Annotated in this window: 16 protein-coding genes; 6 read left to right on the top strand and 10 right to left on the bottom strand. The window is 57.8% G+C overall.

From position 1 onward, the window contains the following. The first annotated feature begins 75 nt into the window (after positions 1-75). The 3 genes from uvrB (at position 76) to ACR0MQ_RS09620 (ending at position 3,454) form a co-directional block, all read left to right on the top strand. Positions 76-2,262 (top strand): excinuclease ABC subunit UvrB, encoded by a 2,187-nt coding sequence (gene uvrB, locus ACR0MQ_RS09630; RefSeq protein WP_170544395.1) that lies wholly within the window; start codon positions 76-78, stop codon positions 2,260-2,262. Between the two features lie 95 nt (positions 2,263-2,357). Further along, positions 2,358-3,185, top strand: coding sequence for a formate/nitrite transporter family protein (locus tag ACR0MQ_RS09625; protein ID WP_480607649.1), 828 nt, complete (start codon positions 2,358-2,360; stop codon positions 3,183-3,185). A 110-nt stretch (positions 3,186-3,295) separates the two neighbouring features. Then, a complete protein-coding gene (locus ACR0MQ_RS09620; RefSeq protein ID WP_480456253.1) occupies positions 3,296-3,454 on the top strand; it encodes a hypothetical protein in 159 nt (52 codons plus the stop codon). Positions 3,455-3,507: 53 nt separating this feature from the next. On the opposite strand, the gene ACR0MQ_RS09615 is transcribed toward ACR0MQ_RS09620, so the two are convergent. After that, positions 3,508-3,798, bottom strand: a complete 291-nt coding sequence (locus tag ACR0MQ_RS09615; protein ID WP_170474503.1) for a hypothetical protein — start codon at positions 3,796-3,798, stop codon at positions 3,508-3,510. A 224-nt stretch (positions 3,799-4,022) separates the two neighbouring features. Between ACR0MQ_RS09615 and ACR0MQ_RS09610 the strand changes: the two genes are divergently transcribed. Then, positions 4,023-4,730 (top strand): ORF6N domain-containing protein, encoded by a 708-nt coding sequence (locus ACR0MQ_RS09610; protein WP_480607646.1) that lies wholly within the window; start codon positions 4,023-4,025, stop codon positions 4,728-4,730. Between the two features lie 3 nt (positions 4,731-4,733). On the opposite strand, the gene ACR0MQ_RS09605 is transcribed toward ACR0MQ_RS09610, so the two are convergent. From ACR0MQ_RS09605 to ACR0MQ_RS09595, 3 genes are all read right to left on the bottom strand, one after another. Beyond that, positions 4,734-5,177: an excalibur calcium-binding domain-containing protein gene (locus ACR0MQ_RS09605; protein WP_480607643.1), complete on the bottom strand. Its 444-nt coding sequence runs from the start codon at positions 5,175-5,177 to the stop codon at positions 4,734-4,736. A 67-nt stretch (positions 5,178-5,244) separates the two neighbouring features. Continuing rightward, complete coding sequence (locus ACR0MQ_RS09600) at positions 5,245-5,652, bottom strand: universal stress protein (protein ID WP_010442458.1); 408 nt, start codon at positions 5,650-5,652, stop codon at positions 5,245-5,247. A gap of 65 nt (positions 5,653-5,717) precedes the next feature. Further along, complete coding sequence (locus ACR0MQ_RS09595; RefSeq protein ID WP_170474493.1) at positions 5,718-6,044, bottom strand: antibiotic biosynthesis monooxygenase family protein; 327 nt, start codon at positions 6,042-6,044, stop codon at positions 5,718-5,720. Between the two features lie 131 nt (positions 6,045-6,175). On the opposite strand from ACR0MQ_RS09595, the gene ACR0MQ_RS09590 reads away from it, so the two are divergent. Then, a complete protein-coding gene (locus ACR0MQ_RS09590; RefSeq protein WP_480607640.1) occupies positions 6,176-6,862 on the top strand; it encodes a hypothetical protein in 687 nt (228 codons plus the stop codon). Positions 6,863-6,900: 38 nt separating this feature from the next. Here ACR0MQ_RS09590 and ACR0MQ_RS09585 read toward each other — a convergent pair whose 3' ends face one another. The 4 genes from ACR0MQ_RS09585 to ACR0MQ_RS09570 all read right to left on the bottom strand — a co-directional run bounded on the left by ACR0MQ_RS09585 (position 6,901) and on the right by ACR0MQ_RS09570 (position 12,377). Beyond that, positions 6,901-9,186, bottom strand: coding sequence for a glycosyl hydrolase family 28-related protein (locus tag ACR0MQ_RS09585; protein ID WP_480607637.1), 2,286 nt, complete (start codon positions 9,184-9,186; stop codon positions 6,901-6,903). A 136-nt stretch (positions 9,187-9,322) separates the two neighbouring features. Continuing rightward, positions 9,323-9,724 (bottom strand): DUF4864 domain-containing protein, encoded by a 402-nt coding sequence (locus ACR0MQ_RS09580; RefSeq protein WP_480607634.1) that lies wholly within the window; start codon positions 9,722-9,724, stop codon positions 9,323-9,325. Between the two features lie 48 nt (positions 9,725-9,772). Next, positions 9,773-11,347, bottom strand: coding sequence for a lysine--tRNA ligase (locus tag ACR0MQ_RS09575; RefSeq protein WP_480607631.1), 1,575 nt, complete (start codon positions 11,345-11,347; stop codon positions 9,773-9,775). A gap of 199 nt (positions 11,348-11,546) precedes the next feature. Further along, a complete protein-coding gene (locus tag ACR0MQ_RS09570) occupies positions 11,547-12,377 on the bottom strand; it encodes an alpha/beta fold hydrolase (RefSeq protein WP_480607753.1) in 831 nt (276 codons plus the stop codon). 281 nt (positions 12,378-12,658) lie between these two features. On the opposite strand from ACR0MQ_RS09570, the gene ACR0MQ_RS09565 reads away from it, so the two are divergent. Next, positions 12,659-13,081, top strand: coding sequence for a tellurite resistance TerB family protein (locus tag ACR0MQ_RS09565; protein ID WP_170771819.1), 423 nt, complete (start codon positions 12,659-12,661; stop codon positions 13,079-13,081). Here the strand turns inward: ACR0MQ_RS09565 and dacB are convergent. Together dacB and ACR0MQ_RS09555 are read right to left on the bottom strand one after the other, a co-directional pair. Further along, positions 13,078-14,556, bottom strand: a complete 1,479-nt coding sequence (gene dacB / locus ACR0MQ_RS09560; RefSeq protein WP_480607628.1) for a D-alanyl-D-alanine carboxypeptidase/D-alanyl-D-alanine endopeptidase — start codon at positions 14,554-14,556, stop codon at positions 13,078-13,080. The two genes, ACR0MQ_RS09565 and dacB, sit on opposite strands and share 4 nt — an antisense overlap. A 67-nt stretch (positions 14,557-14,623) precedes the next feature. Beyond that, the gene (locus ACR0MQ_RS09555) at positions 14,624-15,244 is read right to left on the bottom strand and encodes a nicotinate-nucleotide adenylyltransferase (RefSeq protein WP_480607625.1); all 621 of its coding nucleotides are present in this window, start codon (positions 15,242-15,244) and stop codon (positions 14,624-14,626) included. Positions 15,245-15,284: the final 40 nt, after the last annotated feature.

Below are 15,284 nucleotides of genomic sequence, written 5' to 3'. Positions count from 1 at the left end.
GGTTCCCAGACCGGATCAGCCCTTGCAGTTGGACAAAATAAGAACAAATGTAGAGGTCTGATCCGGAGCCTGCCTATGCCCTACGCCCATTCCGACAAGACCCAGCTAACCGCCGAAGACGTGCGCGCGCGCCTGAAACTGGAAGGCGGCAAGCAGTTTGTCATGCACACCGAATTCGCCCCGGCTGGCGACCAGCCAACGGCGATCAAGGAACTGACAGGCGGTGTAAATGACGGGGAACGTGATCAGGTTCTTTTGGGGGCAACCGGGACGGGCAAAACCTTCACCATGGCGAAGGTGATTGAAGAGACTCAGCGCCCAGCGATCATTCTTGCCCCTAACAAAACGCTGGCGGCTCAGCTTTACGGCGAGTTTAAGGGCTTCTTCCCTGAGAACTCGGTCGAATACTTTGTCTCCTACTACGACTACTACCAGCCCGAGGCCTATGTGCCGCGCTCAGACACCTACATAGAAAAAGAATCCCAGATCAACGAACAGATCGACCGGATGCGCCACTCGGCCACGCGGGCCTTGTTGGAGCGTGATGACGTGATCATCGTCGCGTCGGTCTCGTGCATCTACGGTATCGGCTCGGTGGAAACCTACGGGGCGATGACTCAGGATCTGAAGGTCGGCCATGAGTATGACCAGAGGCAGGTGATGGCCGATCTGGTTGCCCAGCAGTACCGCCGCAACGATCAGGCCTTTCAGCGCGGGTCCTTCCGGGTACGTGGCGACTCGTTGGAAATCTGGCCCGCCCACCTTGAGGACCGTGCTTGGAAATTCTCATTCTTCGGCGAAGAGCTGGAAACCATCACCGAGTTTGACCCGCTGACCGGTGAACGTGCCGCGACGATGGAGCAAGTTCGCGTCTATGCGAATTCGCACTACGTGACGCCCAAGCCGACGATGAACCAAGCGATCATCGGGATCAAAAAGGAACTCCGCATCCGGCTGGATCAACTGGTCGGCGAGGGCAAACTGCTGGAGGCCCAACGTCTGGAACAGCGCACCAATTTCGATCTGGAAATGCTCGAGGCCACCGGTGTCTGTAACGGGATCGAGAACTACTCGCGCTATCTGACGGGCCGCGCGCCGGGTGAGCCGCCCCCAACCCTGTTCGAGTTCATCCCCGACAATGCCATCGTCTTTGCCGATGAATCCCACGTCAGCGTGCCGCAGATCGGCGGCATGTACCGGGGCGACTATCGGCGCAAGTTCACGCTGGCCGAGCACGGGTTCCGCCTGCCGTCCTGCATGGACAACCGCCCCCTCAAGTTCGAAGAATGGGACGCCATGCGCCCGCAATCCGTCTTCGTCTCGGCCACGCCTGCCAAGTGGGAGATCGAACAGACCGGCGGCGTCTTCACCGAACAAGTGATCCGCCCCACCGGCCTGCTAGACCCTGAGGTTGAAATCCGCCCCGTGTCGATGCAAGTGGACGATCTGCTGGATGAGGTGCGCAAGGTCGCCGCCGATGGCTATCGCACGCTGGTGACCACGCTGACCAAACGCATGGCCGAAGACCTGACCGAATACCTGCACGAACAGGGAATCAAAGTCCGCTACATGCACTCGGACATCGACACGCTGGAGCGCATTGAAATCCTGCGCGACCTTCGCTTAGGCGCTTTCGACGTGCTGGTTGGCATCAACCTGCTGCGCGAAGGGCTCGACATCCCCGAATGCGGGCTGGTCGCCATTCTGGACGCGGATAAAGAAGGCTTCCTGCGTTCAGAAACCTCGCTGATCCAGACCATCGGCCGCGCTGCGCGGAACGCCGACGGCCGTGTGATCATGTATGCCGACAAGATCACCGGCTCGATGGAGCGCGCGCTGAACGAAACCAACCGCCGCCGCTCCAGGCAGATCGCCTATAACGAGGAACACGGCATCACCCCGGAGACGGTGAAGAAGAATGTCGAGGACGTTCTGGCCGGTCTTTATGAAGGTGACGTCGACATGAACCGCGTCACCGCCACCATCGACAAACCGATGCACGGTGCGAATTTGGAGGCCCATCTGGACGGGTTGCGCGAGCAAATGCGTAAAGCCGCCGAGAACCTGGAATTCGAAGAGGCCGCCAACATCCGGGATGAGATCAAACGTCTGGAAGCCGTCGACCTCGCTGTCGCCGACGACCCGATGGCGCGCCAGTGGGCGGTCGAGAAAGCCTCGGAAGACGCAGTGAAATCGCGTGGGCGGTCAACGGCTGGCAGGCCGGGACAGCGGGGTGGGAATGTGAAGCGGCGGAAGCGGTAGGATAAAATTGGCTGTCGAGGTCAAGTTGGCTATTTAGTTGGCACAAGCCTTGGACTGAACCTCTGTACTTTGTCGCGTGGCCTTGATCCGGATCAATGTCGAAACATGAATATGTTGGCAGTGTGCAACGCATGAAGGCTCACAATCCAACCGGCATAGACGCTTACAAACCTGCACAGATTGCAGAACTGGTTGAAACATCTGGTGTCGCAAAGGCACATCTTTCCATCGTTCAAACGCTGACACTTGCAATACTCGCAGGTGTCTTCATCGGCTTCGGTGGGGCCGCCTACACTATGGTTATGACCGGCGTGGATCCCGGATTTGGGCCAGCCCGGTTTCTTGGTGGGGTGGTGTTTTCTCTGGGCCTGATCCTTGTGGTCGTTGGTGGGGCGGAACTATTCACTGGAAACGCGCTGATGACCATCGCGGCAGTGGATCGAAAAATCTCGATGCGTGACCTGTTGAGGAACTGGGGATTCGTGTATCTCGGGAATTTAGTCGGAGCCGTCGCACTAGTCCTGGCTTGCGCTGCAAGCGGTTTGCTGGAAGGACCAATGGGGGCTACTGCTGCAGCGATCGCAAATGGCAAGATTGATCTCTCTCCAACGCAAGCCTTTATGCGAGGCATTCTGTGCAACGCCTTAGTCTGCCTTGCAGTCTGGCTGAGCTTCGCTGCCAGATCGGTCGTGGGAAAGGTCATGGCAATACTCTGGCCAATTGCGACGTTTGTTCTGTTGGGTCTCGAACACTCGATCGCTAATATGTACCTGCTGCCTCAGGGTGCACTAGCAGGTGCCAAACTTGGTTGGGGCGCCACCATCAGCAACCTTTTTTGGGTCACGGTCGGTAATGTAGTCGGAGGCGCAGGCGGTGTCGCGCTCGCCTATCGGCTTGCCTATTTGGGCAAGGCAAGCGGCTGACGCTAGCTCAGGTCCTGTCTCGATTGACGACAGCCATACACTTCATGGCTGCAGCGTAGCATTCTCTCCTCCACGTTTGAAATCACAAATTGTGATTCCAATCGGTTGCCATGACGAAACCCTACACCCTGCCCAGCACGCATGAAGTCCAGAGCGCCATTCACCGGATGCGCGGCACCCGCGTAGTGTTGACCGAGGATCGGCGCAGCAAGCGTAGAATGGAGTTTCGCCCCATCACTCCGAAGCAGCCCAAACTCGTGATAGGGTAAAACCCTATGCTTCACCTCGTCAAAAAGAGGGCGGGAAAACCCCGCCCTGCCAATTAGCCCTTATCCCAATGGGCAATCACATCATATCCAACCGGAGAGGGAGGGCCTTCCATGAATTCGGCGAAATGGCCCCATAGCTCGGCCACTTTGGGCGCGTTCGCGTTCGAGGTCGCTTCGCTTTCCACCACCGAAATCACATAGCCCGAGCCATCCTCGTTCATCACATTGGTAAAACTATGTATGCCAGGCATGCCCATGATTTCGGATTTCAGATCATTCATCTTCGCCGTCGCCGCCTCGCGCGTGCCGGGCTTCATTTTGTATTGGGTAATACGTGCAAACATGACTGTCCTCCCTCGTCTGGCGAAATTGCCATAAGGTGCGACCGGTACGGCCGCGCCGCGCGCAACGTATCACAGCGTTCTGAAATCTCGCATTGATACTTAAAGAATCAGGGCATTTTCAACCTGACGCCTCAACCACATTTGGACACCGACACTTCAAGGTTGCAGCCCAGCGCGCTCTCCTCCACGTTTGACATCACAAATTGTGATTCCAAACGGATGCTATGACGATCCCGAACACCCTGCCCAGCACTCATGAGGTCCAAAGCGCCATTCACCGGGTGCGCGGCACCCGCGTGGTACTGGCCGAGGATCTGGCGCAGTTCTACGGAAAGTCCGTCAGCGCTTTCAATCAGGCTGTCTCGCGCAACAAGGATCTGTTCGAGGGCTACCGCTTTCAGCTGAACGATACCGAGGTTGCTGATTTGCAATCACAGAATGTGATTTCAAAATCCAAGGGCCGCGGTGGCCGGCGGGTTAATCCGTGGGTCTATACCGATTACGGCGTGGCCATCGCCTCGGCCCTGTTCAAGGATCCTCGCGCGATCAAGATCACCCGGATGATCACCGAAGCCTTTGTTGACGGTGCGAACGCGCTGGCCGAAACCCCGCGCAGCGTGCCGGAAATCCTGCCACCCACGGACGCTCCTGCCCCGCTGCTGCCCAATGGCGATCAACTGCGTGATCTGGCCGAAAATATCCTCGATTCCGGTCAACAGAGCCTAGTCGACTACATCGCCAATCCCACCACCAAGCGCCAGCAGGCGGTGGCGATGATTATGAAAACTCTGGCCGAAACCGCGGGAGAAGAGGTCCGCACCCAGCAGGAACGCCTGCGCCTGCGCATCGCGGAACGTCTGGCCACTGGGGATTACACGAATGATGATGACCGCAAGCGCCTGCTGGAGTTATTGCAGGCCATGAAGGGATAATCATCAGGGTTTGAGGAACTTCGCGGTTCCAACGGTTCGCTCACGCGGTGCCTGAGTTTGCCGCGGTGCGTTCCCGGTAGTTCCCGGCATCGCAGTCGTTCGTTGCCGTTGCAGACCACGGGTGCCGCAGGCAACACCGTCACCGTCGGGGTCGTTTCGCTTGTGATAGCCCGGCCGGCCTTCAAAAAATGGCCCCGGAACAAGCCGCTGCACCGTGTCACAGCCTGCCAGCGCGACCAGGTGGACCACAGCCTCATGACGCTCGTAGTCCGAGATGCGCAAATACACTCCGATCGTGATCATTCCGATTGTCAACGGCAGCGCAAGCACCATCAGCAGAATTCGCAGCGGCGACAGAGCTTTCCGACGCATCTCATCCGCACGCCGTTGCCGCCTTGTCATCCGCGGACTAAGGCCAATCTCATCATTTGTATTTCCGGTCGTCATTGAGGCAGCTATACACCCTGTATGTGGCAAAGCCATGGCCATACCGAGCTAAAAAAAACCTACTCCGTCACCGCACCACATGCACTGCGCATTTTGCGTGCCGTACCACATGGGTCGCGGTTGACCCCAACAGCAGATCCTGCATGCCAGGCCGGTGCGAGGCCAGAATGATCAGGTCGGGCTTGTTCACTTCGGCCCAATCCAGAATTGTTCTGCCAGAGTGACCTTCGATCACCTGTCCTTGGGCATTTGGTAATCGAGCAGCCAGCGTATCAAGCTCAGCCTGAAGCGCTTTGCGTGTCTCTGAAAGATATTCCGCCGGCATGTATGAGATCGCATAATCCGGAATGTGCTCGACCACATGCAGCAGAGTGATCTGCGCCTGTGGGGTTGCCAGCAACTTTGCCAGTTTCATCGCCGCCGAACTGTCGCGTTCGGCATCAAATGAAATAGGGACAAGGATGTTGTGGTACATGGCTTGTGCCTCCGTGATTGCGCCAGCATCTTGCCCTGCCTCGCCACAGCGCGCCTTGATTCAGGTCAGGAACCGCCGAATGTTTCGGCAACGTCATACATCACCGGCTCAAAGCTCTTACACAGCTCGTTGATGCGGCGGTTTCGTTCCCGCATTTCCGGCGTACGCAGCATCGCCAGAAAATCATCGCGCCGCTCCCATTGCGAGTAGTTGGCAATCCGGGTCTGGGCGTCATTCACATGCAGCCCTGCAGATATGAACCCGGGTTGTTTCGAGATGAATTCGGCATAAGCATCAGTTAGCGCCTCAAGAAGATCCTGGCAGGTTCCGGGCGTCATCTCAAATGTGGTAATGACGGTCTGATAACTGTCGGTTTTGGAAATCTGCGGCATCTGGCTTCTCCTTTGTAGCTGCCCCCAGCGTAGCACAGCTTCAGGAAATGCAATCCATTTCCTGCAGTTAAGTGCCCCTGCGTTTCAAAAACTTTATCAAACCTCAACAAGTTACTAACCATCCGTTAACCATGACTGCCGATGCTGCAGGCATGGCGCGTCAGTTTTTCATCTATCTGTTGGTCTTTTTAGTGAGCACTCCGGCTTGGGCCGGGGCGTGGCTGCGCGAAAAAGGCTCAAGCTTCACCGCGCTCTCGGTGACCGCTTTCAAAGAAGATGACGGTATCTACAAATATGAATCCGCGCTTTATGCCGAATGGGGGCTGAGACCAAAACTGACCATAGGCCTCGATGCCGAAGAGCATCAGGATCTGTATGGACATGCGTTGGTTTTCGCCCGCTTTCCGGTCGCTGACCTCGGGCAAGCAGGCCGATTTGCCGCCGAGTTTGGCGTGGGTACACATCACCGTCAATACGATGCCTGGGCGATGTACAAAACAACACTCTCTTATGGCAAAGGGATTCAAACCGGATTAGGGGGCGGATGGATCAATATCGACGCCGTGCTCGAAAACCGCACGCATGAGGCTCTAATCCGCAAGCTGGATTTCACGGCTGGCCTGTCCTCGGGACGACGCATTGACCCGCTCTTACAGATAGAAACCTCGTATACTTCAGATCGCCCTTGGTATTGGCGGGTACGTCCCTCGCTGATGTATCGCCCGAAAAAAGGCAACCTCACCTGGATTCTGGGTGCCGAACGCAATTCAGCCAATGACAATATCGGAATCAAATTCGCCCTGTGGCGCAGCCATTGAAGATGGGCCGCCCAAAACTGGGCAGCCCGCCACGTCAATCAGGTATCGATCCGCAGGATCGTAGAGATCGCCCCGCGCAAGCCTTCGGACCAGCGCAGGCGTATATCGCTCTGACTCGCACCCTGTCTCAGTTCAACATAAGGCGCGGTATAGCGTATCGCGTTCGATGCGTTCCTGAGACTGCCCAGGGCCACAACCGAATCACATCCACGGGCGCGCGCCCCAAACGGCAGCTGCCCCTGCGAACTGACGCTCCAGGCCGATGACGCAGAGCTTTGCGTATGTTGCAGCCGCAACGGATTGGCGCAGGGCGTATCGATGCCGTGAAACGTATTATTCTCAAAACACACTCTCTTGTGCCGTTCCGGGTCGAGATCGGCAAAACTGGTATCGACCCGATCCACCCGGTCGATCCGCACATTGTTGACGCGGAACTTGTTCCCGGTCACGGTCAGCCCGTTCAGGAAATGACCCGTGCCATGGGGGCGGATCACCAGATAGCTGAACCAGGGGGCAACATCGCTTGCGTAAAAGATGTTATCCGTGATGCTCAGCGCGCTGAACGAGAAACTGGTGAAATAGTCAGGGTTCGCGTCATGCTCGTTGGTCCACTCGATAAAACAGTTGTCGACATAGTTCTCAGCGATGGACGAACTGTTATAGCCGCCGATGATCACCAAGCCAGCATTGCGCACCCCATTGGCAACATTGTCGCCCTGAAAGAAGTGGTTGCCCAGCACCAGATTGTTGTCGCCGCTCAGCACCGCGAAATGGTGGAACCGGGTCGCGCGGTTGTGGCGCAGCTTGACGTCATTGGCATTGGCGTTCAGTGCGATTGAGCTGCGATCCGGCACATCCAGACTTTCCTCGGTCGACAGGAACTGACAGCCATCAATCAACATCCCCTGACATCCGCGCCCGATCGAGGTAACGCCGCGATCCTTCGGACGACTAATGAAACAGTCCTTCAGCACAAAGGTGTTCCCACCCGGTGACAGCCGGATCGCACTGCATCGACCGTTACACTGGAACTCGATCCCTTCCATGTTGAACTTTTGCAGCGCGCTGAAGCCGCTGAAATCCAGCAGGTATTTAAACGACGTAAAGGTGAAGGTCTGCGTACCCGCCGCATCATAGGTTGGCGCGCTCAGCGTGATCTCACCGGTGCTTTCGTTTTTCGACTGCACATAAACCTCACGCCCAACACCGCTGCCGGTGACCAGCGAGCCAACAGGGATATTGGCCACATTGGCCACATTGGTCAGCGTATCGGGATCAGACGGGCTATAGGTCGCGACCGAGGTGAAGGTTTCGGTATCCCAGGCCGAGCTGCTTTTGACATCAAACTGCCCGTTGCGCACCACCCGACGCGTGGCATAGCCCGTCCGGTTCGGCACCGCTGCCGCCATATCGATAGGCTCGGTCACCGCAATCTTGCGCCCGCCCAGATCCAGCGATTCATGGTCCGAGCTGTTCAGCAGCGCCTGAAACGCCTTTTTGAAGGCCAGCATCTCATCGCCGAAAGCGGTGATATAGGTCGGCAGATCGAAATTCTTGGTCAACAGCAGCATCTTATCGACTGGCATCGTGACGGTGCCGTCGAACGAGACCTCGGATGCCATATTGGTGTTCTCTTCCAGCCGGAACTCACCTTGCGGAATATAAACCTTGCGCCCATTCGCGGCCTGATCCGCCGCTTCAAACGCCGCCGAGTCATCGGTGACCCCATCACCGACCGCCCCGAAATCACGCACATCGACCAGACCGATCATGTCACGCAGGAAGACTGAGGTCACATCGGTGATCTCAATATCATCCACCCGCACCACGGCACCGTTCGTGCCTTCGACATCCAGGCCAAAGTGACCATAAAGCGCCGCATTGCCCCACGGCATGTCCACACCGGGGCGCAGACCTGTGCCCACGATGGCGGTCACCTCATGCACGGTGCCATAGCCGGTCAATTGCACCGCCGGGCCCTGCTCGACCAACCCGTCCACATGCGCATCTCCGGCACCACCGGCCCAGCCCGCGATCCGCACCTCGGGCAGCGGCCCGCTGATCGCCTTCACCCGCGCCTTTATCTGCAAATAGCAACCCGGCAACAAAGGCGTCTGCCCCATGTACCGCAGTCGCTGAGGCTCTGCCGTTTTGTAAATCTCCAGACAGCCCGCAAAATCCGCATCCGCTGGAACGAACACGCCCGTACCCGACCCTTCATAGGTCGGAGAGCCCGGCGTGCCGTCGCCACTGGACCAGACCCCAAGATCAGCCGCATAGGCGGACGGCATGAACACGATGCCGTCGGTGATTGCCTTGTTCATGTAAAATCCCTTTCCCAATCGCGCCAAGCACGCGCGCCAAAACCCGATACCGCCCGGGCCCTGAGCCCAAGCGCATGGGTCTGAGTATCGAAAAGGGATTAATCGCGGCTCTTACCACCGTGACGGTGGTGTTGCCTCAGGCCGCCGGGTCAGAATTGCCCAGCAACTGCACGCCGTTGATCTTCCAACGGCCCTCTTGTTGGATCATCTGGTAATCCAGCAGATGCACCCGTCCGTCGCCATCGGTGATCATGACCTTCTGCCACAAGGCACCGCTTATCTCGCGCAACTCCAGAAACCGCACCTCCGCCGGTCGCCAGACCATCGGATAACCGCGGCGCACCATCACCCCAAAATTGTCCGGGTCGCCAAATAAGCGCTGAATGTTGGGACTCGCAAAGGTAAAAGCGGTGGCAAAATCATCTGCCTTGAAGGCCTGTATCTGGGCCGAGATATTGGCCTCGATCTCCGCATTCTGCGCGAAGGCTCCGGATGCTAGTCCGGCACTCAGGGATAAAGCAAGCAAAAGTCGACGCATGGGGCCACCTCCTGATGCAAGGGTAGCCCCACACTGGATCAGGTCAAATCAGGACAGTTCTCCGGCCAGCGCCTTGTCGATCAGAGCGATCGTCTCTGGCACACCATATAACGCGATGAACCCACCAAACCGAGGCCCTTGCGAAGCCCCCAGCAGCACTTCGTAAAGTGCCGTGAACCAGCCGCGCATCGGATCGAACCGCTCGCGCCCGATGGAATAGACCACGGATTGCAGTGCCTCGTCTTCCATCGGCCCGTCATAGGCTTCCAAGGCCGCCCTCAACGCTTCCAGCGCCTCACGCTCCTGATCCGTCGGCGCGCGATGCTGGCGCGTCGGTTTGACGAAATCGTTGAAGTACCGCACCGCAAAGCCCGCCGCCTGATCCAGATCAGGATGGGTTTGGGCGGTCGCCTCAGGTGCGTATCGACGGATAAATCCCCACAAGGCTTCTTTATCCTCAGCCCCGGAGACCGATGCCAGATTCAGCAGCATTGCAAAGGGAACCATCAGCGTGGACTCGGGCACATTCCCACCATGGATATGCCACACTGGATTATTCAGCTGCGCCTTCAGGTCCTGCCCAGGATAAGCCCGCAACTGCTGATGATACTCATCATACGCCTTCGGGATCACATCGAAATGCATCCGCTTCGCCGTCTTCGGCTTCTGATACATGAAATAGGCCAGCGACTCGGTCGGTGCATAGGTCAGCCAATCGTCAATCGATACACCATTGCCGGACGACTTCGAAATCTTCTGGCCGTTCTCATCGAGGAACAGTTCATAGCTGAAATGCTCGGGCGCACGTCCACCTAAGGCCCGGCAGATCGCGTCATAGATCTTCTCGTTGGTGGCGTGTTCCTTGCCATACATCTCGAAGTCAACGCCCAGCGCGGCCCAGCGCGCACCGAAATCCGGCTTCCACTGCAGCTTAACGTTCCCGCCGGTCACGGGCAGCGTCCATTCCTTGCCATCCTCGTCATCGAAGGTGACAGTGTAGGTCTCGGCGCAAACCTTCTTCATCGGCACGTACAGAACCCGCCCGGTCTCGGGGTGGATCGGCAGGAAGATCGAATAGGTCTGCTGACGTTCTTCGCGCAGGCTTTTCAGCATGATAGCCATGATCTCATCATAGCGCTCAACAGCACGCTTGAGCACCTCGTCGAACTGACCGGATTCATAGAACTCCTTGGCCGAGTAGAACTCATACTCGAACCCGAACGTATCCAGAAACCGGCGCAGCATCGCGTTGTTATGCTCACCAAAGCTATCATACTCGCCGAACGGATCAGGCACCGAGGTCAGCGGACGCTGCAAATGCTGCTCCAAGATTTCCGGGTTCGGAACATTGGTCGGCACCTTCCGCATACCGTCCAGATCGTCCGAGAAGCAGATCAGCTTGGTCGGAATATCCGACAGCGCCTCAAACGCGCGCTTGACCATCGTGGTCCGCGCCACCTCGCCAAAGGTACCGATATGCGGCAGACCCGATGGGCCATAGCCGGTCTCAAACAGCACATATCCCTTCTCCGGAGCGCCCTGCTTATACCGTTTGAGCAACCGCCGCGCTTCTTCAAACGGCCACGCCTTGGACGTCATCGCGGTTTCACGCAGGTCAGACATTTGGATACTCCATCGGGAAACGTGCCAGACACCCCATGCGCCCGGACCGGCCCCTGTTATTGTGCAGGTGCAGTATGAGTCAATAAAGGGGTGGTGAATTTCATGCCTCTATGCGCATGAACACCATGCAATCGATATCTGCTCTGGATTACGAATGTCTGCGACGCGGACGAAGCGGACATTAACTCCGTCGAATTATTCAATCACCGATCGTGCCAGTCGGAATGTTCAAAACAAAGTGTGTTATTGCTTCTGCCAGTAAGTCCGGGCGTGTGACAGGCGCGCCGTGGCTGACACCGTCCACCATCTGCAACTTTGCTGTTTCAATGCTCGCGCCCGTTTGCTCTGCCATAAGTCGATACTGATCGAGCGAGTTTTCTCCAAACATAATCAATGTTGGGCACGTAATCTGAGCGAACTCCTTTGCAGACAAAGGCTTGGCCTGCTCAGCATGAAGATCCGGCAACATTGTATGGCAGTTCTCTAAGTGAACCTTTTGGAAATCTGGATGTAAGTCAAAAAAACCGCCGGATGGCATGCTGTAGACCGCTTCAAGGCCGGTACGCATGCCCGCTTTGGGATCGCCATTTTCGGCGAGAGCATAGGCGGGTTCCAAGCCCTTCCACGCGACCTCGCGCGCTTCCTTTAGCGGGCCTTTCTCTGTTGGCGGCTCGCACTCATACGAAGGTTCGAAGATGTTCAAAGAGAGGACTTTGTTGGGACTGGTTGCGGCGGCGCGCAAGAGAATACCACCGGCGTAGGACCAACCAGCGAGATGCACCGGGTACTCTAGGACTTCCAGCAGGTTGATCAGGTCTTCCGTGTGGATACGCCGCGCGTACGGCTTCTCATCAGGCCAGTTCCAATTGCCAAAATGACGTTGAGTGTAGGCCAAGAATTTCGCGTGCCGGGATATAGGTTTCCAAAGACCACACCAGATGCGGTGATCGGCCCATGCGCCATGCACAAAAAGTATCGGTTCACCGTTCCCTGCTACGACAAGCGGGAAATCGGTTCCCTTGACATCCATCGGATGTGGCGCTGGCATTCCAGCTAAATCAACGTCAATCAGGTTTTGGCTCATTCTTCAAAGCCTAGATCATACCATGTAGCCAAGCAAATTGGGCTTCTAATATTGTGCCGGGGTGCTCCTGAGTTCGGTTCAGCTTTGGGCTCTCAGCGGAAATACACATCACAGCCGAATTCACCCAGCCTCACCAATCGCATTCATTGCACCCCAAAACTACCAGTTGAACCTCTGCGCCCCCCCTCCTATCGTGCGGCAACAGAATTATCATTCAGGACGACCCTATGACCGAGCAAATCCCCCACCCGATGTCCCCGCAGGATTGCCTTGTGGCGATCATGGTGGCGGTTTCCGCCTCGGACGAAAACATCCGAACCGCAGAGCTGGTCAAGATCGAAGGCGCGGTGAACATGCTGCCGGTGTTTGCAGGCTACGATATCGACCGCACGCGCCGTGTCTCGCAAATCGTATTTGACCTGTTCGAGCAGGAAGACGGGCTGGATGCCCTTTTTGGTCTGATCCGTGAAAATCTGCCCGAGCGACTAAACGAAACAGCATACGCGCTCGCTTGTGACGTCGCCGCCGCTGATGGCACTCTGGCCGAAACCGAACTGCGCCTGCTGGAAGAAATCCGGTACGAGCTGAGCATCGACCGCCTGCACGCCGCCGCCATCGAACGCGGAGCCCGGGCGCGGCATACAACCTAACTGCCGTAGAGCGTACCCCAGCGCTCAATCAGATTGCGTTGCAATTTGCGGGACCGACGGTTCCAGGGCCGCGCGCCGTCCGGGCGCTCGCGCGATGCTCGCGGGATCGTGGCGCGGTGCGCGGTATCGGCGGTGAAGATCGCAAAGGCCAGATCAACCCCATCTGCCGTTGTCATATAACCCCCAAGACCCGAGACGAAGTTCAACGTCCCCGTCTTTGCGTCGACCTTGATCGGATGATCCTTGACCAGCTGCCCATTTTTGTCGGCCAGCGTAAAGGACCGAAGCAATGGCCGCAGCTCCTCTGATTGCCCCGCAGCTACCAGCGTCTTGACCAGACCGGCGGGGGCCATGCGCGACGCTCCGCTAAGGCCGGAATGATCGACCATCGCGATCCCATTCGCACCAAAGCGCGCGGCCGCCCAGCGGTTCATTTCAGTGGCGGACTCTTCAAGGCTCTGCGGTGCAACCCCGCGCGCTTTGGTCGCCGCCAGGCCCACCATTTCAGCGGTTATATTGGTCGAATATCTCAGCATTCCCTTCAGGATGCTTTCCAACGGATCGCTCTGATGCACCACCAGCGTGGTCCCTTGCGGTGCTTGCCGCGTTACCTGCACCCGGCCCAGCACGATCCCGTTCACCCGTGCCAGCGTGCGGAACACGTCCCCAGCATAAAGCGCAGGCTTGCGCACCGGCAGCCAGCGTGCCCCGCCATTGCCCAGCGCCCCTTTGGCGACGGTCCAACGATCCTGCCGCGCGCTTGGCTGATAGGTGTAAATCGGCAGGCTGCGATTCTCGACTCGCATCGATGCCATATCCACCGACGGCGTGTAACTTGCGCTGCGCGCATCCATGGTCACGCCATAGCCGGTGCCCTCGCGTTTCCACTCGAAATGCACGCGGTTGAAGTTAAGGGAAATCCCGCTGATCGACGGGCTATAGCCCAGATGATCCGGCTGCCCCGGATCGATGCTGAAGACGTAAGGCAGCGCACCACCATAGACTTTGAACGCGCCCCGAACCTCGGTGATTCCGGCCTTGCGCAGATTGGCTGCCATGGTGGCCAGTGCGTCTGTATCCAGCAGTGGATCCCCACCACCTGCAAGGATCAGGTCGCCTTTCAGAATGCCATTCTCGATCGGTCCATCCGCGATCAAGGTGGTTTCAAACCGATGCTCCGACCCCAGCACATCCAGCGCGTAAAGCGCGGTCAACGCCTTGGCGACACTGGCGGGCGGCAGGCTTTGGCCTTCGCCATATACCTCCAGCGGGGTTCCGGTTTCAACGTCGGCCACGGCAAAGACAACTTCGCCCCTCAGCCCCGCCGCTTTAACCAGCCGCTCGGCCCCGCTGGGCTGCGGCCCGCGCAGCACAGGACGCAAGGATACCAAAGGCGCCTCGGCCAGACCCGTGCCCGGAACCAGAGACGCCCCTAATCCACCCAGAAACAATCGACGCGAAATATGATCAACCATGGGTCTATTAGAATCCCAGAGCTTAAATGCAGACAATCACTAGATTAAGATTATGCGCCAAGAGGAGTCATTCCGGCAACACCTCATCGCTCCAGCCTCCGCGCTTGCGCAACTCGGTCGAGCTGAGATCGACCATCGGCACGTTCACAAAACACCAAGCCGGAGCCTCAGCCCGCCCCAACAAATGCCGCGCCTGCCCGTCGATACGGTATTTAGCGTAAAGCCGCGCCGCCGGTGACATCCGGGCCGAAATTCGGTCCCCCGGCCGCGCCACAACGCCCACCGGGATACTGTCCATGATCAATCGCCAGTCTTTCCAGCGATGAAACTGCGCCAGATTATCCGCGCCCATAAGCCAGACGAATCGGACGCCTGAATAAAGCCGCCCGAGCGCCGCCAACGTATCCGCCGTCGCCCGCGTCCCGGTCAGTGCTTCGATATCCGTGACCTCGACCCGCGGATGCTGCATGACATCGCGCGCCGCTGCGACCCGTTGTGCCAAGGGCGCAGGCCCGCGTTCCTTCAACGGATTGCCCGGCGACACCAGCCACCACACCCGATCCAGCCCAAAGGCCTTCATCGCCTCGCGCGTCACATGCACATGGCCTTGATGCGGAGGGTCAAACGACCCCCCAAACAAACCCACGACCTGCCCGGGCCGCGCATATGGAATAGCATTGCGCTGCATCCCCTGCTGATGTTCAGAACTGACGCGGCTTGTCAATCAA

Source organism: Ruegeria sp. AN6 (assembly GCF_056540425.1).
Note: the sequence above shows the minus strand (reverse complement) of the source record. Positions and strands in the feature narration are given on the sequence as shown.